The sequence below is a fragment of the Paenibacillus sp. EPM92 genome, from assembly GCF_016586185.1.
Lineage (GTDB): Bacteria > Bacillota > Bacilli > Paenibacillales > NBRC-103111 > Paenibacillus_G > Paenibacillus_G validus.
This window is the reverse complement of record NZ_BCPS01000068.1, coordinates 112290-132876: the sequence shown is the minus strand read 5'-3', so window position 1 is coordinate 132876 and position 20587 is coordinate 112290. Positions and strand designations below refer to the sequence as shown.

23 protein-coding genes are annotated in these 20587 nt (G+C 56.4%); 6 read left to right on the top strand and 17 right to left on the bottom strand.

Annotation, left to right across the window (positions count from 1 at the left end; translation table 11 throughout):
* Positions 1 to 54: 54 nt before the first annotated feature.
* Both JMF85_RS15715 and JMF85_RS15710 read right to left on the bottom strand, forming a co-directional pair.
* The gene (locus tag JMF85_RS15715; RefSeq protein ID WP_127604419.1) at positions 55 to 750 is read right to left on the bottom strand and encodes a pirin family protein; all 696 of its coding nucleotides are present in this window, start codon (positions 748 to 750) and stop codon (positions 55 to 57) included.
* Between the two features lie 74 nt (positions 751 to 824).
* On the bottom strand, positions 825 to 1220 hold the full coding sequence (locus tag JMF85_RS15710; RefSeq protein ID WP_127604714.1) for a DoxX family protein: 396 nt from the start codon (positions 1218 to 1220) through the stop codon (positions 825 to 827).
* Positions 1221 to 1487: 267 nt separating this feature from the next.
* Between JMF85_RS15710 and JMF85_RS15705 the strand changes: the two genes are divergently transcribed.
* A complete protein-coding gene (locus JMF85_RS15705) occupies positions 1488 to 1826 on the top strand; it encodes a WGxxGxxG family protein (RefSeq protein ID WP_127604421.1) in 339 nt (112 codons plus the stop codon).
* Positions 1827 to 1971: 145 nt separating this feature from the next.
* Here JMF85_RS15705 and JMF85_RS15700 read toward each other — a convergent pair whose 3' ends face one another.
* The 8 genes from JMF85_RS15700 to JMF85_RS15670 all read right to left on the bottom strand — a co-directional run bounded on the left by JMF85_RS15700 (position 1972) and on the right by JMF85_RS15670 (position 11085).
* Positions 1972 to 2766, bottom strand: a complete 795-nt coding sequence (locus JMF85_RS15700; RefSeq protein WP_141333921.1) for a lipid II flippase Amj family protein — start codon at positions 2764 to 2766, stop codon at positions 1972 to 1974.
* The gene (locus JMF85_RS28410; RefSeq protein WP_269103453.1) at positions 2763 to 2897 is read right to left on the bottom strand and encodes a hypothetical protein; all 135 of its coding nucleotides are present in this window, start codon (positions 2895 to 2897) and stop codon (positions 2763 to 2765) included. Before JMF85_RS28410 ends, JMF85_RS15700 begins: the two co-directional genes overlap by 4 nt.
* Positions 2898 to 2998: 101 nt before the next feature.
* Positions 2999 to 3958 carry a D-alanyl-D-alanine carboxypeptidase family protein gene (locus JMF85_RS15695; protein WP_201318478.1) on the bottom strand — a complete coding sequence of 320 codons (960 nt, stop codon included), beginning with the start codon at positions 3956 to 3958 and terminating at the stop codon, positions 2999 to 3001.
* Between the two features lie 227 nt (positions 3959 to 4185).
* Entirely contained in the window at positions 4186 to 5184 is a 999-nt protein-coding gene (locus tag JMF85_RS15690) for an HD domain-containing protein (RefSeq protein ID WP_155614333.1), read from the bottom strand.
* Between the two features lie 122 nt (positions 5185 to 5306).
* Positions 5307 to 6188 (bottom strand): YihY/virulence factor BrkB family protein, encoded by an 882-nt coding sequence (locus JMF85_RS15685; protein ID WP_201318477.1) that lies wholly within the window; start codon positions 6186 to 6188, stop codon positions 5307 to 5309.
* A 141-nt stretch (positions 6189 to 6329) separates the two neighbouring features.
* Positions 6330 to 8681 (bottom strand): RNA polymerase recycling motor HelD, encoded by a 2352-nt coding sequence (gene helD, locus JMF85_RS15680; protein WP_201318476.1) that lies wholly within the window; start codon positions 8679 to 8681, stop codon positions 6330 to 6332.
* 468 nt (positions 8682 to 9149) lie between these two features.
* Positions 9150 to 9803, bottom strand: a complete 654-nt coding sequence (locus JMF85_RS15675) for a hypothetical protein (protein WP_127604429.1) — start codon at positions 9801 to 9803, stop codon at positions 9150 to 9152.
* Between the two features lie 25 nt (positions 9804 to 9828).
* Positions 9829 to 11085, bottom strand: coding sequence for a M48 family metallopeptidase (locus JMF85_RS15670; RefSeq protein WP_201318475.1), 1257 nt, complete (start codon positions 11083 to 11085; stop codon positions 9829 to 9831).
* Positions 11086 to 11292: 207 nt separating this feature from the next.
* Here JMF85_RS15670 and JMF85_RS15665 point away from each other — a divergent pair, with 207 nt between their 5' ends.
* Positions 11293 to 11616: a hypothetical protein gene (locus JMF85_RS15665; protein ID WP_127604431.1), complete on the top strand. Its 324-nt coding sequence runs from the start codon at positions 11293 to 11295 to the stop codon at positions 11614 to 11616.
* A gap of 64 nt (positions 11617 to 11680) precedes the next feature.
* Here the strand turns inward: JMF85_RS15665 and hrpB are convergent, their stop codons facing one another.
* The 4 genes from hrpB to nikR form a co-directional block, all read right to left on the bottom strand.
* Positions 11681 to 14191: an ATP-dependent helicase HrpB gene (gene hrpB, locus JMF85_RS15660; RefSeq protein WP_201318474.1), complete on the bottom strand. Its 2511-nt coding sequence runs from the start codon at positions 14189 to 14191 to the stop codon at positions 11681 to 11683.
* Positions 14192 to 14376: 185 nt separating this feature from the next.
* Entirely contained in the window at positions 14377 to 14781 is a 405-nt protein-coding gene (locus JMF85_RS15655; protein ID WP_127604434.1) for a YmaF family protein, read from the bottom strand.
* A gap of 63 nt (positions 14782 to 14844) precedes the next feature.
* Complete coding sequence (locus tag JMF85_RS15650; RefSeq protein WP_054795813.1) at positions 14845 to 15030, bottom strand: hypothetical protein; 186 nt, start codon at positions 15028 to 15030, stop codon at positions 14845 to 14847.
* 148 nt (positions 15031 to 15178) lie between these two features.
* Positions 15179 to 15643, bottom strand: coding sequence for a nickel-responsive transcriptional regulator NikR (nikR, locus tag JMF85_RS15645; RefSeq protein WP_127604436.1), 465 nt, complete (start codon positions 15641 to 15643; stop codon positions 15179 to 15181).
* Between the two features lie 175 nt (positions 15644 to 15818).
* Between nikR and JMF85_RS15640 the strand changes: the two genes are divergently transcribed.
* The 4 genes from JMF85_RS15640 to JMF85_RS15625 are packed head-to-tail and all read left to right on the top strand — an operon-like array spanning position 15819 to position 18305.
* Entirely contained in the window at positions 15819 to 16457 is a 639-nt protein-coding gene (locus JMF85_RS15640; protein ID WP_054795811.1) for an energy-coupling factor ABC transporter permease, read from the top strand.
* Positions 16454 to 16732 carry a PDGLE domain-containing protein gene (locus JMF85_RS15635; protein WP_054795810.1) on the top strand — a complete coding sequence of 93 codons (279 nt, stop codon included), beginning with the start codon at positions 16454 to 16456 and terminating at the stop codon, positions 16730 to 16732. The genes JMF85_RS15640 and JMF85_RS15635 overlap by 4 nt, the downstream gene beginning before the upstream one ends.
* On the top strand, positions 16729 to 17469 hold the full coding sequence (locus JMF85_RS15630) for an energy-coupling factor transporter transmembrane component T family protein (protein WP_054795809.1): 741 nt from the start codon (positions 16729 to 16731) through the stop codon (positions 17467 to 17469). The genes JMF85_RS15635 and JMF85_RS15630 overlap by 4 nt, the downstream gene beginning before the upstream one ends.
* Positions 17469 to 18305: an energy-coupling factor ABC transporter ATP-binding protein gene (locus tag JMF85_RS15625; RefSeq protein WP_236595868.1), complete on the top strand. Its 837-nt coding sequence runs from the start codon at positions 17469 to 17471 to the stop codon at positions 18303 to 18305. Before JMF85_RS15630 ends, JMF85_RS15625 begins: the two co-directional genes overlap by 1 nt.
* A gap of 52 nt (positions 18306 to 18357) precedes the next feature.
* On the opposite strand, the gene JMF85_RS15620 is transcribed toward JMF85_RS15625, so the two are convergent.
* From JMF85_RS15620 to miaB, 3 genes are all read right to left on the bottom strand, one after another.
* Positions 18358 to 18516 carry a hypothetical protein gene (locus tag JMF85_RS15620; RefSeq protein ID WP_155614337.1) on the bottom strand — a complete coding sequence of 53 codons (159 nt, stop codon included), beginning with the start codon at positions 18514 to 18516 and terminating at the stop codon, positions 18358 to 18360.
* Between the two features lie 81 nt (positions 18517 to 18597).
* The gene (locus tag JMF85_RS15615) at positions 18598 to 19041 is read right to left on the bottom strand and encodes a YlbF/YmcA family competence regulator (protein ID WP_127604442.1); all 444 of its coding nucleotides are present in this window, start codon (positions 19039 to 19041) and stop codon (positions 18598 to 18600) included.
* Positions 19042 to 19056: 15 nt separating this feature from the next.
* Entirely contained in the window at positions 19057 to 20544 is a 1488-nt protein-coding gene (gene miaB / locus JMF85_RS15610; RefSeq protein ID WP_054795808.1) for a tRNA (N6-isopentenyl adenosine(37)-C2)-methylthiotransferase MiaB, read from the bottom strand.
* Positions 20545 to 20587 lie beyond the last annotated feature (43 nt).

The window sequence follows — 20587 nt, the reverse complement described above, 5'->3', positions numbered from 1 at the left end:
CCGGTCCCCGCATTTGCAGCGAAGGACCGGCACCTCGTTTACGGAATCTTGATTTTAGGGAAGGTCAATCAGCATAAACAGCGTCTGACCTTCGGCTTGAAGGGACAGGTTGGTAACGTCCTCGATTCGCGCGGAATCCCGGCGATCGAGCTTGTTGTCACCGTTCAACGTCAGCGAGCCTTCAATGACGAACAGGAACGTACGCCGCCCTTCCTTCTGCTGAAAGTCGATCGTTTCGTTCTCCAGCTCGCTCAAATAGATCGTCATATCTTGATGGATGTGCGCGATATGGGGACCGGATGCGTTGGAAACGACCGGCAGCAATTGGTGGCGCAGCTTCGTCAAGTCGTAATCCGTCGTTTCGTATGACGGGGTTAATCCCCGTTCGGCCGGTATGAACCAAAGCTGCAGCAGCTGTACTTCTTCGCTGGACGGGTTGACCTCCGAATGAATGATGCCCGTGCCCGCCGACATCCGCTGCACTTGGCCGAACGTTGTGACGGCTTTGTGGCCGGTACTGTCTTCATGCTGCAGCTGACCCTTCAGGACAATCGTGACGATCTCCATCTCGCGATGCGGATGAGCCCCGAAGCCGCGTTCGCCTGCAATCGTGTCGTCGTTCAACACCCGCAAGACGCCGAAGTTCATGTTCTCAGGATCGTAGTAGTCGCCGAAGGAGAAACTAAAATTGCTTTTCAACCAGCCGTGGTCAGCAGAGTAACGGGAAGCAGCGGGATAAATGCGTATCATCGAATAAATCCTCCATTCTCTTGACAGTATTAGGTGAGGAGGTACGCTCCCATCGGGCGCAGCGGGCCCAATGCTCACAGCAGCGCGTCAAGCGAATAAGCGCCGGCGCCGATGAATGCGATGCCGACCGAAACAGCAATCAGCACCAGGTTGTATTCGTATCCGTTCGACGAAACCCAGTAGCCGTTAGCAGCGTGCACTTTCACGATCGCAACAAGCATCGTGACCGCGATCAACGCGGCGGCAACCGGTGTGAACAGCCCCGCAGCGAACAATATGCCGCCTGCGAGCTCCATCAACCCGGCGAGCACCGCCATAAGTACGCCCGGCTTGATACCGATGGAGTCCATCCAGCCCCCCGTGCCTTTCGGACCGTAGCCTCCGAACCAGCCGAACAGCTTCTGAGCGCCATGCGCCGCTAACGTCAAGCCAACAACCAAACGAATGATCAACAATCCGGTGTCCATCATCATAAAAAAGCCTCCCAAAGTTTTATTTTATCTTAAAGTTAAGACTTCACGCAATAAAATCTTAATATTAAGATTTATACATAAAAATAATTCAACCTTTCGGCCGATCGTCCCCGTCGAATTATCTTTAATTTAAGATAAATATATCGGATCGTTTGACCGCTGTCAACAGGTATCGAAATATTCCTTGATTGATGTCAAGCGCGCAGGCGAATTGGGGAATGCTATCAGAAAAATGGGTTCCCCGGCTAACGGAGGTCATGTTGAATGTTGAAAAGCTGGTTCTTTTTCATCGTGTTCGCCGCTCTGTCTGCGTCCGTGCCTGTGACGACGGCTTTCGCTGCTGTGTCGCTGCAGATAACGCCCCTCGCAGCCGCGCCAGCAAGCCCGGCCGGCGCCGGCCTCGACCGTACGGCGGAGCTCGGTCGATCCGGCAGTACGCCGGGCTTCGTACCGCCAGGCCTCGGAGGAACTCCTCTTCCCTACGGCGGGATTCAAGCTTTCCAGACGAATGCAGCCGACGCCACCAGCCGGGCCAACTGGGGGCTGCTCGGTTTGCTCGGGCTGTGCGGGCTTGCCGGAAGACGGGGTCGGAACGAAAGTTAATGCATCACGGGCTGCTTTTCGGGTTCGAATCCGTACGTTAATAGCCAAGGGGCCCAGCGGCGAATGCATCCTGTTCTCCATTCCCGGTCATCCTCCATCCATCAATCCGTGCGTCAATTCCCCGCTAACGTCGAGTGCCTCCATGTTACAGCCACTGTACTACCAAACTGACCCAGTACGCACCCGGTAAGAAAAAAAGCTGCGCAAGCAGCGTGCCCGCAAACCGCGAAATCATCAGCAGGCCGAAAATACGTCCGAGCTTGCTCCGCGCCTCGGCGTTCGCAATCGCTTTATCCGTAATGAGCGCCAGCTGAGGGTCGACAAACACCGTCATCATAATCGTCGCAATTCCGTTGATGAGTCCGGACGATTGCGATGCCGTCATACTGTAGGCCGGTACCAGATGAGCCGCATACAACGAAGACAGGACGCCTACCGTATAGATTGCGGTGACGACGGCGTTCAAGACGAGCAGCCGCTTCGGAATGCCGTAATATCGGAGACTACGCAGCATGGAAAGACGCGGTTTGCGCAGGTGATGCTTCGCGTGCCTGATTTTATCGACAGTGACGCTGGAGATCAGCTTCGGGATCGAGCCCTCGATTTCCAAATGCGCAATGACCCTCGCGAACAAAAAGACAAAGGTCGGAAACAGCGCAATCGCGACCAGCGTCCCGAGCGAAGATGCGCCCAAAATGTATCTGAAATACGTTTCCAGCGGAAACGATTCGCTGCCTTTCGCCTGGTCGATCAGCTTCGCCGTTAACGGCGCTTGAATCAAATTCGCGGTACGCGACACAAGCACGACGACCCCCGTTATGGATAGCGCGACAGCCAGCTTCCCGGCGCGTACGCCCGACAACCGGATGGCGTAAGACAGCGTTTCAACGCTATGAATCACCAGAGTAAGGATGCACACCCACATCAACGTACTGATCACCGGACTCCCTCTCCCATCCCGCCTAAGACATCGTTGTACTGCGTCTCCTCCGACAGTCCTTTCTGTCCGGCTGCCGGAACCGAACCCGGTGTCCGGTTCACCCCCCGAATGAATACGGCAAGCTCGTCCATTAGGAATAACTTTCCAGCAGCTACAGACACTATATCGAATTCGGTACCGAATGTAAATAAGCCGTCATACGGCGGTTTTGCATGCGCCGCAATTCTACGCGTTACGACGATTTCCCGAAACCGTACGTCAACAGCGCTGTCGAATCGGTCCAGACTTCCGATTGCGTCGACCGCAGCACGACGGAGATCAGTTGAGTGCCGCCGCGTTGAGCCGAAGCGACCAAACAATAGCCGGCTTCATCGGTAAATCCTGTTTTCACCCCGTTAGCGCCTTGAAAATAATAACCGCCGCTCGGCTGCACCAGCAAATTGCGGTTCGTATAGCGCTGCGGGGCCGGGGAACCGCTGCTCGAAACCGTAGAACCGGTCCCCGCGCTGCCTGCAACCCGATGCTCGGGCTCTGCTACGATGCGGCGAAACTCCGGCTGCTCCATCGCCTTCACGGCGATGATCGCAAGATCGTGAGCCGTCGAATAATGGTCAGGGTCGTGCAGCCCGTGCGGATTGACGAAGTGGGAGTCGTCCGCCCCCAGCTGCTTCGCCCGTTCGTTCATCAGCTTCGCAAAGCAGTTCATCGCTTCCCGCGTCTTCAGCTTGGCGCCGCACGATTTGCGGGCCACATGGACGGCGACCGTGCGGGCGGCGTCGTTGCCGGACGGCAGCATCATGGCCGCGATCAGATCGCGCAGCGTCAGCTTTTGACCGGCGGTCAGTCCTGCGGAGCTTTCACCGGGCGTACGCAAGCTCACCTCGTCGCCAACCGTAATCCGATCTTCCGGCTTCAACCGTTCCAAGGCGATAAGCGCCGTCATCACTTTCGTCGTGCTTGCGGGGTACATGCGTTCGCTTGCCCGTTTACTGAACAGAAGTTCCCCCGTCTCCCCATTCACGAGCACGGCGGCTTCCCCCTGAATGACGGGGCCCGGCTTCAGAAATTCCCCGCTGCTGACGGAGCGCCACGCGAAGGCCGCTGCCGGCTTCAGGCGGTCGAGGTGCGGCCAACCTATAGCCAGGATAACGGCGGTTATGCCAATTAACAACATGCGGCGAATCCATTTCATGACGCAATACTCCTCCCTGCTTCAACATTTTCGACCAAGATTTGAGCCTTACTCTAATATAGACGTCACAACTGTATGTTCCGCTGAATAAAGGCTGCAAATTTTTTTGAGGTCGTATCGGTATGATTGGCAATACAAAAAGCGCCTCTTCTCTGTAGAGACGCTTCAAGCGATCCGATTCCCTGCATCTGCCGATCAGAACTCTCCCTTCCCGACGAACGCGGCGGCTAATCGATCCGGTAAAAGAACACGCCGCGCAGCGATTCCAGCTCCTGCAGGAGAAGCTTCGCATCATCCCGCAGCTCGGTGAGCGGAACGCCATTGACGAGCGGCTGCTTCGGATACAGCTTGCGGACTTCCGCCCGAATCGCATGCGGGGCATGCGCCTCACTCGGGCGGAGCCGATGCGGTTGATGAAACAGCACCTTCGCCATGGCCCGAACCTCGTCGTCCCCGGACGACTCGAATCGAGCCAGCAGCCGGTCGTCCGTCATCGTCCGGATCTCCTCCGCGAAACAGGGCGTTTCGCGAATGAGACCCAGCACGGCCTTCGACAGCAGCGCATCCAGGGCCAGATGGTACGGATGCAGGAATATGCGGTGATCGCGAACAACGGCTTCCAGTATATGAGAGGCCGTCTCTTCATCGGTGCTCACAACATGGCCTTCGAAACGAATGTTTCGGATCAGCTCCGCCGGATGCCGATCGTACAAGCCCGCTGCATGCGTGTCGCGCAGGAAGCTGTCCAGGTGATCCAAGCCCAAAAAACCGGATCGGTGCGTCAACGGGGAGTCGGTATTCAGTAAGTCGACGATATCCGATGCGGACAAGCCGTGTTTGCTCAGCAAACCGGCTATCGGCGCCGACAAGATCAATTGTTCGGTCATGCGATGGTGATCTTGCCCGATCGCTTTCTCCACCGCGTGAGAGAAAGGCAGATGGCCGATATCGTGCAGCAGCGCCGCCGCATGCAGCTCGCGCCATTCCGGGAAAAACGTCTTGGCGAGCGCCCATACCCCTAACGTATGCTCGTACCGCGAGTGTTTGACCGGACTGGCTAAAGCGGCCGCTCCGAAATGGGATACGCGATGCAGCCGCCATAGTTCGCCCGTCATAAGCAGCCCCCGCTCAAGCGGGTCGAGCGGCACGTCCAAGCGATACATCGGCTCCCAGCAGGTGCTTGCGTTCGCCGGCTGTCTGACATAGCGATCTTTTCCATGGTTCATATAGGGGCCTCCCGCCAAAAAGATGAAATCTTATTATACGGCGGCGAAGACATGGCGTCTACTCCTTGCAGTTTTGCCGGATTTTAATTAATGTAATTAATAATTTATGTAATTAACTTCATTCACGTTGACTTACGACTCCATCCGAAAAGCGACAACGAGAACGCTTTGCACGGCGGCTTCTCCCTTCCTGTCTTCATAAAATGAAGCGTTGCGTTGATTTGGCCGCCCAACAATATAATCATGCTCGATAAGTACAACCAGGTCAGCAGAACGATGATGCCTCCGATGCTGCCGTACGTTCTCGAATAGCTGTCAAAGTGATTCACGTAGAAGGAGAACAGCATCGAGACGACAATCCAGCCGCCGGTCGCAAAGATCGCGCCCGGAATGACCGCTTTATACCCTAGCCGCACATTTGGCAAGTACGAATATAACAGCACGAACATCGTCCATAACACGACGAGCGGGATTGCATACTGAACCCATCCCCATAACTGCGAGAAATCGCCCGGCAAATGTGCCGTATGATAAATCCATTCGCCGATCATCCGGCCGAACACGAGCATGCTGAAGCTTAACAGGATCGCAACCGCAAGAACGACCGTCGTCAGCAGCGACATCGAACGGACGAGCCAGAACGGGCGGTTCTCCTCTTCATCGTACGCCTTGTTAAGTCCCTTAATAATCGCATTGACGCCGTTGGACGCCGACCAGAGCGCCGCGATCAATCCGAACGAAAGCAGCGAGCCGCTGCGGGTCTGCTCGATTTCATAAAAAACCTCCGAGATCGTCTGATTGGACATCTCCGGTAAAAACAAGCTTAACCGCTCGAGCGCGTCTATAGCCGAAAAACGGGTAAAACTAAGCAGTGCCGCGACGAAGATGAGAAACGGGAAGAACGACAGGATCAAATAATAAGTCAATTGAGCGGCCAACGCCGACACATCGTCATCTTGAAACCGGCAAATTAAGGTTTGAAAAAAAACGTTTTTTTTCTTCATCCGACTCCCGCACCTCCTTCAATCGTTAATTTGGGCTTCCTTACCAGCATAGTCCGTAGACTTTATTTTATTCACTATAACCGATTTCTTCCCGGCTGACGCAAAAACGACCGGTTTTGAATAGACCGGCCGTTTTCCGCATCAGCGCTTTATATAAGTTTCCGGCGGCGTTTGCGCCACAAAGGGGCTTACTTTCCCTGTATGGAACAAGTGCAGCTCATGCATGGCCCGCGTACATGCCGTGTAAAACAAACGTCTTTCGCTCTCCCGCCCGTACCGTTCCTCCGAGGCGTTATGCAGTATAACCGCATCGAACTCCACCCCTTTGGCCAAATAGGCGGGGATGACCAGCAGACCGGGCTCGAACGTAACCGTCTCCGTACTGATCAGCCGAACCGGCAAGCGCTCTTTCAGCGCCGCATACGTGTCCTGGCTTTCGGCCGCCGTTTTGCAAATAACGGCAAGCGTTCGGTGCCCTTCTTCGAGCAGTGTCTCAAGCTGCCGTACGATTTGTTCGCGCATGGCGCCAAGATCGGGGGCATAAGTTACCGTCGGCAGGAGACCGTCGCGGTTGAACGGCTCAATAACCTGCCCTCCGACCAGCATCCCGCGCGTAAATTCGACGATTTGCCGGGTCGACCTGTAGCTTTTGGTGAACACGATACGTTTGGACTGCTCCTCGCCGAACAGCGCGATCAAATCGCCGAACCGGTCGCGGTCCGCCGCCTGTACGTGAATCGCTTGATTCCAATCGCCCAGCACGGTCCATCGGCTGCTCGGGAACATTTGCATCAAATACGCGAATTGGAACGGCGAATAATCCTGCGCTTCATCAATAAACACATGCCGCACCTTCAGATTGCGGTGCGCGCCTTCGATGCGGTCCTTCAAATACAACAACGGCGTCGTGTCCTCGTTCGCCAGCTCTCCACGCTTCAACCGATCAAGGGTTAGAGCGCAAACCGCCGGCCAACATCCGGGCAGCCCCGCTTCGCCGGCCCAATCGAGAGCTTTCCGGGGACTTGCGAATAACGCAGCGTACGTCGCCGGCAGATCGACAAATTTGAGCCGTTTCACCCAGCTGCGCAGCGGCTTAAAATGCCCGTTGACAACCATCGCGGCCAAAGCTGCCTTTTCCTGTTCGAAATCGTCGAACGACTCTTCGGTAAACCGTTTCTTGCGGCGCAGCGCCTCATACGCTTCCATGTAAGCGTCCTGATCGAGCAGCTCAATTTCGTCCTCGACCCATGGCTTGCGCTTCTCGGCCCGCGCGAATTGTTTGAGCTGCTGCTGCAGCCATTCAACCAGCTGGCGCAGCCGGTTCGGAATCGACCAGCTCGGGTCGTACGCATAAAACTGCTGACGCATCGCCTCCGCACCGATCAGCTCGCGGTTTTGGAACATAACGGGTTTGAAAACAAGTCCTTCCTCCTTCAAACCGTTCACATACCTTTCCATGACCTGCAGGAACGAGAGGCTCGCTTTAAACTTAATGCTCTCCATACGCACGTCATAATCGGCCGTGTCCATCATCGTCAATGCATCGTCCAGCTGGCGGAACGGATCCTCAATGTCGAACGCATCTCCAAGACGGAACTCAATGTATTCCTGGAACGTCGTCTGCTCCATGTTTTCTTCGCCCAGCTCGGGCAAGACGGTCGACACATAGCTGTTGAACATCGGGTTCGGCGAAAACAATAAAATGTGCTCGGCGCTTAACGTCTCCCTATACCGATACAACAAATAAGCAACCCGCTGCAGAGCGGCGGACGTCTTCCCGCTGCCTGCCGCTCCTTGAACGACAAGAAGCTTGCTGCTGGTGTCGCGGATAACGGAGTTTTGCTCCTTTTGGATCGTCGCGACGATGCTTTTCATCTGGGTGTCCGACTGCTTGCCCAGCACTTGCTGCAACAGCTCGTCGCCGATCGTAATCCCGGTGTCGAACAAACTGCGGATCTCGCCGCCCCGGATCATGTACTGCCGCTTCAGCTCCATCGTTCCGCTTATTCGCCCCATCGGCGTATCGTACTGCGCAGGGCCGGGCGCATAATCGTAATACATGCCGGAGACGGGAGCGCGCCAGTCGTAAATCAGGAAGGTCTCGCCCGATTTCTCAAGAAGCGAGCCGATGCCGATATAGATTCGCTCGGCAGCGGATTCTCCGTCTTCGCGAAAATCAATGCGCCCGAAGTAAGGGGAGTCTTTCAGCCGCTCCAGAACGAGCAGCTGCGCCCGGGCATGCTTATGACTGCGTTCCCGCTCGGACAATACCTCGGCCTGCTGCTTCATGCTCGCATACGTTTCGGCCGCTTCGGCCGCATCCTCGAAGTTAACCGTTACATCGTCCCAGAAGTGTGTGCGGAGCGTGACGATATCGGAGCGAATCGCGCCAAGCTGTTCCTGCAGCGATCCGATCCGTTCCCGGATTTCCGCCGCCACGTGACGGACGCGTTGTTGTTCCTCTTGCCATTGCGGATGTTCATTGGAATTCATGCGACTTCTCCTTTAATAAAAAAATGTGAGGGGAAACGCTTGACACGGGCTTTTTATTGTGGTAATATTAAATTAGATAATTATGATTATTTATCTTTAAATTTTCAAGCGTTATATTTGATTTTAACACGGCCCGTCATGTAAATCAATTTCATACTTGTTAACTTCGAAGAACGATTCCACAATCGTTCTTTTTCTGTTTGCAGCAGAGGCTGGTTTTCTTGGATCTCTTGGATTTCCGTATTTTCCGTATTTCCCTTATTTCCTAATCTTCATTTCCCGGGCAACCGCACCAAACGCGGCCTTTTGACAAAAAATACGCCTGGTGCGGGGAACGGGCCAAACTCGCACCGCCCCCCGCCAAGCCGGCGACCCCTACCTAATTCGAGACCTGATTCAGGTCGTTTTTTTTCATTATCCTGCTGTGCAGCGGGACGCTATTACGCTCTGCTCCACGCCCCCCCGCGATTAATGGGCAGATAACCAATTCTCGATGCATCCTGCCGTTTTCTCCAGGTTCGACATCCCCGTCTCATCCACATACGGCGCATACCCGCGAAAATAATCCGGATGCCCGCCGACGATCGGCAGCTCGATACGCGTCTGCGGTGCGAACTTCCAGCGGTTCCACCGGACAAGACCCAGCAGGGTCCGTTCCCATCCGCCCCAGCTGCCGAGCCGTCCGACCGGGTCGACGGTTCGGCCGTCAAGGGATGACGCCCGGATCGCCAGAACCGCATGCTGCTCGTCAGGCAGCACCCGGCATTTGGGCGATCCGACGAGCACGTTGCGAAGGCGCAGGTGCGGAAACTCCTTCCGCAGCCACCGCGATACGTGAAGCCCTGCTACGCCACCGCCGCTATGACCGACGATAAGCACTTCTTCCAGCGTCGTTAACTCCTGCAGCTCGGCCCGGATACGTCTGGCGCCGATAGAACGCTCGGCGCGTCCCGGGGACAAGCCGAGGTCGACGGAGATTTCGCGAAGCTGCAGCACAAGATGCCGTCCCCAGTCACCATAAGGAAACACCGTCTGCACCGAGGGGCGATCATCGCCATGCGCCTTCAGCCGATCGGCGAGCGCTTCGCCGATCGCATCCATAAAGCGAGGCGCTGTAGCCATACCCGGCATCAACACAATATGACGTCTACGGCGCATCTTGGGAATATAAAATGCGGTCCATCAGGCTCGGGTGGGTGGAGCGAAACAGCTTGACGAGCAACGGCGGATTCATTTCGCTTAATGACGATTCGGCCAGCTTCTGATACATCGTGACGGCCCCCTCCTTGCTGCCGATCAGCTGAAACGCATAGATATCGGCCGCATGCTCCGCTTGCCGGGAAACGGCATTGCTGACCGGCAGGGAGACGAAGGTGAGCACCGAGATGAGCAGCAGCACCGCCGGCAGCGCAGCAGGCTCATGCAGACGGCGGATGCCCCAGTCATCGCCGTATCGCTTCAGCAAACGGCGAATGGCGAAGCTCCCGGCCCACAGAAGCACGAAGCTGGAGCCGACGGCACCGATCGCGCTCCACTCCAAGTGATGCTTCACATAATGCCCCATTTCGTGCGCCATGATCAGTAAAATTTCCGGCTCGTTCAGACGCTGAAGCGTAGTATCCCACAGCACGATCCGCAAGCTCCCCCCGATGCCGCTCACATACGCGTTCAAGGCGTTCGTTTTCTCCGACATATCGACTTCATACACGCGCTCGGCCGGGATGTGCGCTTTGTCCGCAAGCGACAAAATTTTCGCTTCCAGCTGCGGATCGGACAGCCGGTTGAATTGATTATAGAGCGGGTCGATGACGACCGGCTGGATGTACATCATAAACAGCGTGAACGGAATCGACAGCAGCCACAGCTTCAGCCACCAGCGCCCGCCCTTTCGCATAATCAGGAAAGCGACGGAAGCCACGATCACGATCAGCACATAGTTAACGCCAAAGTCGACGGCCCGGTCCTGCAGCCAGCTCCCCCATCCTTGGGTCGAGATGCCGTTCGTTCGCGATAACATATAGCTGAGCACCCGAAGCGGCAAAAAGCATAGGAACACGAAGCCTTGCAGCAGTAGCACAAATAACGGCAGCGTGAACTTCCGAAGCTTCGGCGATTGCTCCAGCCTGGATTGCCAAGCCGCCCCTTTTCGACTGAACAAGAGGTACAAATAAACAGCCCATTCCCATGGATAACTGATGAAAAAAATCCAGTTCCGCTGTGCCGAATATAGGAGGCTCTGCCTGTATTTCGCCGGATCGAGGAACGTGGCGGGATCGGCCGCCGTTCCGCGGTAAGCTTCCGGAATCGGATGGATTGTCGCCGCAGCGAGGTAGAGACCAATCGCAGCAGCGTAAATGATAAAAGCAACCGCGAATTTTTTTCGCCAAGAGGTTTGCGCCTGCATAACCGACCTCCTTTAAATGGGATATACGTCCATTATAACCTGTTCGGACTCTGTTGTTGCAACGCGGCTTCCCCTCCTACGCGCATCATACGCAACCCCGACCTAGGTCCAGCTTAGCGTCCGTCTTCGGACGGTTTCCGATTGCGCCTAAATCGTTTACAATAAACCTATGACGAACTACTGAATAAAGGACAGGTGAAGAACAATATGGTATGGAACGGCAGATCGATCGGAGGCATCGCGCTGGGATTGCTTGGCGTATGCACATTATTTGTTTGGGGCGGGTTTGAAGCGTTTATCTCGTACGCTTTAGCTTTCATTCTGCTGTACTTCGGATTTCGCTTTCTCCGAACAGCGGACAACGCGCTGAAAAAAATTTGCAGCGTGCTCGGCCTCATCGCAGGCGGCGTACTGCTGCTCTACTGGCTGCCTAAATTTATCGCGCTGCTGATCTCGGCAGCCATGATCATCGGCGGCTGGTATTTGTTCCGGACTGCCCAAGCAAAGTCTTTCACGTACCGCGTAAAATAACAATTCCAATCTCGAAAGAGACCGCCCTGGCCATCGTGCCGGGCGGTCTCTTCTCTTTATGCCTTCAGCTTCGCGGCTTGGCCCGATTCGTCGGGGCCGCCGCCAGCGGATCGTCCGGCCAGACGTGCTTCGGGTACCGGCCCTTCAGATCTTTCTTCACCTCGAAGTACGCATCCCGCCAGAAGCTGGCCAAATCCCGCGTCACCTGCACCGGACGGTGTGCCGGCGACAGCAGGTGCAGAACAACCGGCACCCGGCCACCGGCCAATCGCGGCGTATGCTGCAGCCCGAACATCTCCTGCAGCCGCACGGCCAGCACCGGCGCATCCGGATCGCTGTAGTCGATCGGAATGCGCGAGCCGCTGGGCACGGTTACGTGCGTAGGCGCATCCTGCTCCAGCGCTTGACGCTGCGGCCAGGACAGCATGCCTTCGAGCAGCGAGGCAGGCTGCAGCCGCTGCAGATCTTCGCGCTGCTTCATCCCGTACAGATGCGGCGCCAGCCATTCGTCCAGCCCCTCCAGCAGCGCTTCATCGGAAACGTCCGGCCAGCCGTCCCCGCGCGCATGGCGATGCATGAAAGCAAGCCGTTCACGCAGCTGCTTCGCCGGTTTGGTCCACGTCAGCAGGTCGAGGCCCTCCGTACGCACACCTTCGAGCAGCGCTTGGACGACCTCGCCCTGCTCCGGATTCGGCCATACCGTTTCTTTCAGCAGCAGCGCACCGAGCCGTTCGCGTTTGCGCGCCCGCACATTACGGGCTTGGTCGTCCCATCGGACAACCGCTTCCCGGACGATGAGTTCGTCAAAGTGCCGGTACAGGTCGTCCAAGGTTAGCGGTGCGGCAAGCCGGATGCGGCTGTCCGTTCCCTGATCGTCCAACTCGGCAGCCACCAGATAAGCCTCTTGCGACAACTGCTGCGGCTTGCCGAACACCGCTCCGCGCCCTCCGCTGAGAATAAACCGTCCGTCCCCGCGGTTTTGCCCGATTCGATCCGGGTAAGCCAGCGCAAGCAGCAGCCCGCAGTTTGCGTCCTTGTCCGCGCTAGTCGCACCGCTCAAGCCAAGCCTCCGCTTCCACTGCGCCGCTTCCTCCAGAACGCGCCGTTTGACCGCCGCGTCGGCAGCCGTCCCCTGCGCAGCCTGGGCTTGCCTCGCAAAATCGTGCAGCGCGGCGAATCGCAGCCGAATATCCGCATCGTCGCCCTGCCGGTCGCCGCCGAACACATCCCGCTCCTGCAGCATAGCGGCCAGTTCGCAGGCCATCTCCCCCAGGTGAAGCGGAATCGCGCGGAGCACCATATGCGCGAGACGGGGCTCCATCCCCAGCTCGGCCATCTGCCGGCCGTGCCCGGTAAGAGCGCCGCTCGCATTCAACGCGCCGAGCTGCTTCAAGAGCTCGACGCTTTGCACATAGGCGGCAGCCGGCGGCGGCGTCAACCATTGGAGCGCTCCGGGATCCGCGACTCCCCAGGCGGCCAGCTCCAGGGCAAGCGGGGCCAAATCGGCTTCGGCGATCTCCGGCGTACGATGCTCCGCCAGCGCCCGGTCTTCCGTTTCCGACCATAGCCGGTAGCAGACGCCCGGCGCCTGCCGGCCGGCGCGTCCTCGCCGCTGATCGGCGGACGCCCGCGACACCTTGGCCGTTTCGAGACGCGTCATGCCGGTGCGCGGCGAAAACCGCGGCACACGCATCAAGCCGCTGTCGACGACAATGCGCACGCCTTCGACCGTCAAACTCGTCTCGGCGATCGGCGTCGAGATCACGATCTTCCGCTCTCCCTGTTGTCCGGGCTGCAGCGCTGCCTCCTGCGCTTGCTGCGGCAGCATGCCGTACAGAGGCGCGATACGAATGCCCGGAACCCTTTTCAAACCTGCCAACATGGCTTCGACACGCCGGATTTCCCGCGCTCCCGGCAAAAAGGCCAAAATATCGCCTTCATCCCGCGCAAGCGCCATTTCGATCGCTCTTGCCGTCGCCTGCTCAACCGTCTCGTCCCGTTTACGCGGCAAATGATGCGTGACGACCGGATAGCTCCGTCCCTCGCTAACCAATACAGGCGCATCGCCCATCAGCGCACTAACCGCCGCTGCGTCGAGCGTCGCCGACATAACCAGAATCCGCAGATCGTCACGCAGCACCGTTTGCGACTCCAAGCAAAGGGCCAGACCGAGATCGGCTTGCAGGCTGCGTTCATGAAATTCATCAAAGATGACGACGCCCGTATCCTCCAGCGCCTGATCGGCCTGCAGCAGACGCGTAAGCACGCCCTCGGTAATAACCTCAATCCGGGTTTGCGCGCTTACCTTCGTCTCCAGTCTTACCCGATACCCGACCGTTTGACCGACCTTCTCCCCCAGCATTTCGGCCATATAACGCGCCGCTGCCTTCGCCGCCAAACGCCGCGGCTCCAGCATGAGGATCTTGCGTCCTTGCAGCCAGGGCTCGTTCAACAGCGCCAGAGGAACCCTTGTCGTCTTCCCCGCTCCCGGCTCCGCCACCAGCACCGCCCGCGCATGTGCGGACAGCGTACGGCGAACGTCCGGAATGAGTGCATCTATTGGCAATTGTAACAACCCGGTCACCTCTTGCTCTGAATATCAACTCATGGTTTCAGGATAGGCCGACCTCTCACCGAACACCCTGACTTACAGGTAAAATGCGGCAGGCCGACGCCTAAGCTGCCGAAGCTTGGGCCAAGACGCCACGACAAAAAGACCCGGCTTCTCCGAAGTGGAGCCGCCAGATCTTTCCCCCCCGCTCACTCGTCCCAAGTCCCGAGATCGTGTCCGATCTCCGGCCCCGACGCGGCTGCAAAATGATGGACGTGCCGCTTCACCGAAAGCACCGTTTTATAAAAGTTCCCTTTCGGTTCGAAGGGCTCATCGTCCAAACTGAATTCGACCCGATGGATATGCTCCCCGCTCGGCAGCGCGATGGCCGGACCCGTAGAACCGAAGAATCGGTGAAAATGTCCGGCGCTCATATGCGTATGGCCTTGAAACGTATGTACATGTCCATCGGCCGCACTTCCGTTCACCGGATAAGTAAACAGCTCGAGCGAATGCGCATGTCCGAGCACGGTGTCCGTCCAGCCGCCCGCGTAATGCGCATGGGCCAGAGGCCTTGGCGCGGTGGCCCCGGGCAGCTCCTGAAATTTCCGCATCGACTCCCCCCCCCCACGCCGAATTTCTTCACATTGTACGCGGGAGTATCGTCCGTTCATGCCTTATTTTTGCTCGGGAATCAAAATCCACCCTTGATAAATCCCGTAATAAAACAGAAACGCACTGACGAAGCCGACGATCAGCCACATAATAGCTGCCGTTTTCTTCTTCTTAAAGGCCAATACGAACGAGAGACTGAAGAATGACCCCATCACAACCAAACAAACTAACATGACGATCGTCGCCATCCGATATAACTTCCCCTTTGCTTCACATTACGGGCAAATGCCCTACCGTTTACAAAATACCATAAATAAAAGAGGAAGCATATAGCGGAGCCGACTTTTCCTTGACAAATTATTGAAGCCATCCAGAAACAATTGCCGATCGGTTCGCCTAAGCGTGCGAATGTCCGTGCGGCGTGTGAGGGTCTTGCGGCGTTTCGTGATTGTCGACGAACGTAACCGAAAGCTCGGCGTAATGTACGCCCTTCAACACTTGTATACGCTGCCGAAGCTCATGCAGCTGACCGAGCATGCCACGAACAACGATAATCTCCATGCATTGATGGTGATTCAGATGCACATGCATCGTGGAAATAATCTGATGGTGATAATCATGCTGGAGCTCCATCAAGGTGAGCGGCAGCTCGAAAGCGTGATGGTCGTAAACCATCACGATAGTTCCGGCGACCAGCTGATCGGTATCCATGCCGCCCGGTTCAAGGAGGACCCGCCGGACGAGGTCCCGGATCGCTTCCGAACGGTTCGTATAACCTTGTTCCGTCAGATAGAGATCGAATTGCTTGATCAGCTCTTCCGGCATCGACACGCCAAATCGTGTTAAGACGTCTTTTTCCATATTTACACCTCGACGCGTACAATCTCTCTGTTTATTCTAGCATATGCGCGCTGAAGAAATAAACCTTCCACCTTGATGTGCGAATATCGTGCTATTCATTTACATAAAAGTAGCACAGTGATATGATATGGTTTGAAATCATGCATATTCCTACATACAGAAGGAGGAGAAACGAATGCATATCCCGGACGGGATTTTATCCCCCGCGGTTTGGAGCGCTTCCGCCATCGTATCGGCTGCGGTATTGGCAGGCAGCGTCCGGCACTCGCGCCGTCAGCTTGACTATCGGGCTGTACCGGTAATGGGCGTCATGTCCGCGTTTATTTTCGCTTCGCAGATGGTCAACTTTCCGATTCTCGGCGCAGCGGCTTCCGGCCATTTGATCGGCGGCGCACTGGCGGCACTGCTGTTCGGCTTCTGGCCGGCAACGCTGGTCATGACAGTGGTTGTGGCCATTCAAGCTATCGTCTTTCAAGACGGAGGCATTACGGCGCTTGGCACGAACGTGCTGAACATGGCGATTCTAGCTCCTGCCTTCGCCGTCGTCACCCATAAGCTCTTGAGCAAACTCTCATTCATCCCCAAAGCGGCGGCGGCGTTCGTATCCGCTTGGTGCTCGGTCGTACTCGTCTCTTTGGCCGCCTCGGTGCAGCTTGCCTTGTCCGGCGTCGTAGGTTTGGGGGACGCGGCGGCGGCGCTTGTATTCTGGCATACGTGGATTGGGATCGGTGAAGGCCTGATCACAGCCGTCGTTCTGCCTATCGCGCTGCGTTCGTCGTTTTATTTGCCAGGGAAGGAGACCGCTTCCTTATGAACAAACCGGTTCGTTTCTGGCTGATCGCTTCGCTGCTGATCGCCGCCTTCGTCTCCCTGCTCGCTTCCAGCCACCCGGACGGCTTCGAGAAAGCCGGTGAGGAAATCGGATATATCGAACAGGCCGGCACGCTGCTTGGGTCCTGGTTTCCGGACTATACCTTTCCGGGAGTCGAAGGCTGGTATTCGGGCAGTCTGGCCGGTATATTCGGCACTGTGCTGACATTCGTCCTGTTTCTGCTGCTGGGCAAGCTGATCAGCCGCAAAACCCGATGAAGACCATCGTACGCTATCCCCCGCTCCGGATTGCGGCAACCTTGCTTTGTATCGTGATGGCGGTCAGCATGAACCGGTTGGACATACTCGGAGCGCTGCTTGTCTGGGGACAGCTTTACCTGATTATGACAAATGTACCGCTCCGCTCTTTCTGGGGAAGAGCTCGGCTTATCGTTCCGTTCGTCCTGTTCTCGTTTTTATTTTTCCCCTTGTATGAGAGCGGGACGGGCATTGCCCTTGGGAACGGCTTAACCTTGTCCGCCGCTGGCGCAGAGAAGGCGGCCGTGTATGCGGCCAGGCTGCTTTTCACCGTACAAGCTCTGACGGTTTGTTTCCACGAGCTGCCGCTTCCCTCGTTTTTCCAAGCGCTGCTTCGATTGAAAGTTCCCGGGATTTTCATCGAACTGATTCTGTTTACGCTGCGTTTTACTCTCGTCATTCGGGACGAAGCATTCCGCATGATGCAAGCGCGCCGCAGCCGCGGCTTGCGGCTCCGCGCTTACTTCAACTACCGGCAAACGCTCGAGCTTGCCCGGCTGCTCGGACTGCTGTTACAGCGATCGCTGCAGCGGTCCGAACGTATTTATTGGGGAATGATGTCCCGCGGCTACCGCGGCGTACCTGCGCAATCCCCGCTCCCCGCCTACCGTTCGGCAGACGGCGCGTTAGCGGCGCTCGCGACCGTGCCGGTCGCACTGCTGTTCCTTGCGGACAAGCTATGGAAGGAGATCGGATGATGGAGCCTATGTTTCAATTCGACAACGTCGTATACCGGTACGGCGGCAGCGACGCTCAGCCTGCAGCCTTGAACGGCATTTCGTTCGAAATTCCGCGCGGCTCCCGGACGGCGTTAATCGGTCCGAACGGCGCCGGGAAATCGACGCTCATTTTCCACATGAACGGATTGTTTCGCTGCGCCTCCGGCGCCGTCCGCATTATGGGCGAGCCGGTGACGAAGAGCAATCAAGCGGAATGGGTGCGGAAGGTCGGCGTCGTCTTTCAAGATCCTGACGACCAAATCGTCTCCATGACCGTGAAGGACGACATCGCCTTCGGCCCGCTGCAGCTTGGACGCCCTGTTCATGAAGCACACCGGATCGCGGAAGAATGCATGGCGCTGCTCGCCATTGAGCCGCTCGCTGCCCGTAATCCCAGCGAGCTCAGCTTCGGACAGAAGAAAATGGTCGCAATCGCCGGCGTGCTCGCCATGGATACGGAGGCGGTCATCGTCGACGAACCGATGGCATTCCTCGATCCCGAAGGACAGCGCCTGATCCACGACGTGTTAACACTGCTCGCGCAGCGCGGGAAAACCGTCGTCATCGCCACCCATCAGATGCAGCTTGTCGCAGAATGGGCGGAACAAGCGATCGTCATACGCGAAGGCGCCTGTCTGGGCAGCATGACGCCGCGGGAGCTGTTCGGATGTCGTCCCGAGCTTCTCGCCTCCGCCCGGCTTGATCTGCCTCCCGTTGCGAAGCTGATGTCCGCATTTGCCTGGAACCCGCCCGAATCGATGCCGATCCGGATGGAGGAAGCCCGGCAATGGCTGCGTCAACAGCAAGACCTCTGAACCGCCTTCTCCAGGCGTTCAGAGGTCTTCTTCATTGCTTTGCAGATTACGCTTACGGTTCTGCGCCAGACTGCACTTCCAGCTCGTGCAGCTCCTGTAACAGTTGCTCCTGCTCGCTTGCCGTTAACGAGGTATGCTCGGCGAGCTCCCGCAGGATCGCCTGCCGATCCGCCTCGTTATGTGTATCAACTTTGAATTTCACGATATCCAAGCTTGTTCCTCCTTATCGTTGTCGGATAAGGTGAGGATAGCCAGCATGGCTTCCGATTATACGTCGATGACGCTCGAACGCTTATTCCGAGCAGCTCGAATTGACGACTTCGCCTTCTTCGACATTGATTTTCTCCGAGATCGAATCGCGAATGACGCTCATGACCAGCTGCAGCAGGTAGTTGATGTCTTCCTGCGATTGCTTGAACTCGCTAACGATCGGAATGGCATCGAGCTCGTCCTGAAGCGCATTGATTTCATTTTCGATTTTATCGACCATTTTCTGATTTTGGAACGATTGAAAAGCGACGATTTCCTTCTGTTTTTTCTTGATCGCGCTGATCAGCGTTTGAATGTGATCGTTGTTCGCAATTTGCTTCTCCGCTTTTTGAAAAAACTGAACCTCGTTCGAGGTCGAAATCAGATCCGCCAATTCCCGCGCTTTCGCCAAAATATCTTCGCGCACGATCAATTCCGTGTTCGTATACAATTCCATGCCGCAATCGGTATATTTTTGCTCTGCCATCCGTTTACACGCCCCTTAGCTTCCCAGTTGTTGTGTTACGGCTTCCTGCACCCAGTCGCCTTTGATATAGAACGTCGGGGTTTCCGTAATCCGTACCTGCACAAATTGGCCGATCAGTTCTTTCGGTCCTTCGAAATGAACCAGTTTATTCGTACGCGTCCGCCCGGCCAGCACGTTCGCATTGTTCTTGCTTTCGCCCTCTACGAGCACCTCGAGCGTTTGACCTTTCAAAAGCTCATTGCGTTGCTTGCTGATCGCGTTCAATGCGTCATTCAAGCGGTACAACCGCTGTTTCTTCACTTCGGCCGGGATATCGTCCGGCATTGCAGCGGCCGGCGTACCTTCCCGAGGCGAGTAAATAAACGTAAAGGCGCTGTCGAAACCGACTTCGTTCACGAGCGAGAGCGTATCCTCGAACTGTTCGTCGGTTTCGCCCGGGAACCCGACGATAATGTCTGACGTAAGTACGACATCAGGAATCGCCTTCTTGATTTTGCGAACAAGCTCCAAATAATGCTCCCGCGTATATTTGCGGCTCATCCGCTTCAAGATTTCGTTGTTGCCCGACTGCACGGGCAGATGGATATGCTCGACCAGATTGCCCTTCTTCGCAAGCACCTCGATCAGATGATCGTCAAAATCGCGCGGGTGCGACGTCGTGAATCGGACGCGCGGGATATCGATCTTCCTGATATCGTCCATCAAGTCGCCGAAGCGGTATTCGATGTCCTCGAAGTCCTTGCCGTACGCATTGACGTTCTGACCGAGCAGCATGATCTCCTTGAAGCCTTGCCGCGCCAGCTCGCGCACTTCGGCGATGACGTCCTGGGGCCGGCGGCTCCGTTCCTTGCCTCGCGTGTAAGGCACGATACAATACGTACAGAACTTGTCGCAGCCGTACATAATATTGACCCAGGCTTTAATGCCTTCACGCTTCTTCGGCAAGTTTTCGATAATATCGCCCTCTTTGGACCATACCTCGATAACCATCTCCCGGCTGAACATCGCTTCCTTGAGCAGCACCGGCACCCGGTGAATGTTATGCGTGCCGAAAATAAGGTCGACGAACGGATGCTTCTTCATGATCCGGTTGACGACGCCCTCTTCCTGCGACATACAGCCGCAGACGCCAAGAATCAGCGAAGGCTTCTCAAGCTTCAAATGCTTCAGGTGCCCGAGCTCCCCGAACACTTTATCCTCGGCATTCTCCCGGACGGCACAGGTGTTGAGCAGGATGATATCCGCTTGCTTGCGGTCGTCGGTAGACCGGTAGCCCATCTGCTCCAGCATCCCTTTAATCGTCTCGGTATCGTGCTCGTTCATTTGGCAGCCGTACGTTTGGATCAAGTAAAACTTGTCCTTGCCGATTTCCTTCATATCTTCCGGGACGTTGAAGTCGTAATGAACTTCAATGTCCTCTTTCCCCCGCTTCTTCGCATCCGAATAGGAAGGCGGTTGAAAATATATGGAATAATCTTTCTTCGATTTGTTCGTTGTCGTCATAGACTCGCGTTCCTCCTGAAACTGCAGTGTGCCGCAAAGATCG

Bases quoted from the DNA above. Each gene is read 5' to 3' on its own strand.
- JMF85_RS15715 (WP_127604419.1), bottom strand. From the start codon at position 750: ATGATACGCATTTATCCCGCTGCTTCCCGTTACTCTGCTGACCACGGC.
- JMF85_RS15710 (WP_127604714.1), bottom strand. From the start codon at position 1,220: ATGATGGACACCGGATTGTTGATCATTCGTTTGGTTGTTGGCTTGACG.
- JMF85_RS15705 (WP_127604421.1), top strand. From the start codon at position 1,488: ATGTTGAAAAGCTGGTTCTTTTTCATCGTGTTCGCCGCTCTGTCTGCG.
- JMF85_RS28410 (WP_269103453.1), bottom strand. From the start codon at position 2,897: ATGGACGAGCTTGCCGTATTCATTCGGGGGGTGAACCGGACACCGGGT.
- JMF85_RS15695 (WP_201318478.1), bottom strand. From the start codon at position 3,958: ATGAAATGGATTCGCCGCATGTTGTTAATTGGCATAACCGCCGTTATC.
- JMF85_RS15690 (WP_155614333.1), bottom strand. From the start codon at position 5,184: ATGAACCATGGAAAAGATCGCTATGTCAGACAGCCGGCGAACGCAAGC.
- JMF85_RS15685 (WP_201318477.1), bottom strand. From the start codon at position 6,188: ATGAAGAAAAAAAACGTTTTTTTTCAAACCTTAATTTGCCGGTTTCAA.
- helD (WP_201318476.1), bottom strand. From the start codon at position 8,681: ATGAATTCCAATGAACATCCGCAATGGCAAGAGGAACAACAACGCGTC.
- JMF85_RS15675 (WP_127604429.1), bottom strand. From the start codon at position 9,803: ATGGCTACAGCGCCTCGCTTTATGGATGCGATCGGCGAAGCGCTCGCC.
- JMF85_RS15670 (WP_201318475.1), bottom strand. From the start codon at position 11,085: ATGCAGGCGCAAACCTCTTGGCGAAAAAAATTCGCGGTTGCTTTTATC.
- JMF85_RS15665 (WP_127604431.1), top strand. From the start codon at position 11,293: ATGGTATGGAACGGCAGATCGATCGGAGGCATCGCGCTGGGATTGCTT.
- JMF85_RS15655 (WP_127604434.1), bottom strand. From the start codon at position 14,781: ATGCGGAAATTTCAGGAGCTGCCCGGGGCCACCGCGCCAAGGCCTCTG.
- JMF85_RS15650 (WP_054795813.1), bottom strand. From the start codon at position 15,030: ATGGCGACGATCGTCATGTTAGTTTGTTTGGTTGTGATGGGGTCATTC.
- nikR (WP_127604436.1), bottom strand. From the start codon at position 15,643: ATGGAAAAAGACGTCTTAACACGATTTGGCGTGTCGATGCCGGAAGAG.
- JMF85_RS15640 (WP_054795811.1), top strand. From the start codon at position 15,819: ATGCATATCCCGGACGGGATTTTATCCCCCGCGGTTTGGAGCGCTTCC.
- JMF85_RS15635 (WP_054795810.1), top strand. From the start codon at position 16,454: ATGAACAAACCGGTTCGTTTCTGGCTGATCGCTTCGCTGCTGATCGCC.
- JMF85_RS15630 (WP_054795809.1), top strand. From the start codon at position 16,729: ATGAAGACCATCGTACGCTATCCCCCGCTCCGGATTGCGGCAACCTTG.
- JMF85_RS15625 (WP_236595868.1), top strand. From the start codon at position 17,469: ATGGAGCCTATGTTTCAATTCGACAACGTCGTATACCGGTACGGCGGC.
- JMF85_RS15615 (WP_127604442.1), bottom strand. From the start codon at position 19,041: ATGGCAGAGCAAAAATATACCGATTGCGGCATGGAATTGTATACGAAC.
- miaB (WP_054795808.1), bottom strand. From the start codon at position 20,544: ATGACGACAACGAACAAATCGAAGAAAGATTATTCCATATATTTTCAA.